This window comes from Citrobacter sp. Cpo061, assembly GCF_030332845.1.
Lineage (GTDB): Bacteria > Pseudomonadota > Gammaproteobacteria > Enterobacterales > Enterobacteriaceae > Citrobacter > Citrobacter portucalensis.
The window spans coordinates 1-284 of record NZ_JAOWHB010000028.1 but is presented as its reverse complement, the minus strand read 5'-3'; the positions used below and the strand labels follow the sequence as shown (position 1 = coordinate 284).

1 tRNA gene is annotated in these 284 nt (G+C 46.5%); it reads right to left on the bottom strand.

Annotation, left to right across the window (positions count from 1 at the left end):
* Nucleotides 1-144 precede the first annotated feature (144 nt).
* Nucleotides 145-220: transfer RNA gene (locus OGX97_RS03210), tRNA-Glu, on the bottom strand.
* Nucleotides 221-284: the final 64 nt, after the last annotated feature.

The window sequence follows — 284 nt, the reverse complement described above, 5'->3', positions numbered from 1 at the left end:
TTCTTATTACGGAGAAATGAAACAGTGTGTCGTTTCAATTTTCAGCTTGATCCAGATTTTTAAAGAGCAAATATCTCAAACGTGACTCGAAAGTCAGTTTTGAGATACTTCGGTCGGCGACTTTCACTCACACATACCAGCAAGTGGCGTCCCCTAGGGGATTCGAACCCCTGTTACCGCCGTGAAAGGGCGGTGTCCTGGGCCTCTAGACGAAGGGGACACTGAAGTCTCAATCGCAAGACGCCTTGCTATTTACTTTTCATCAGACAATCTGTGTGAGCACT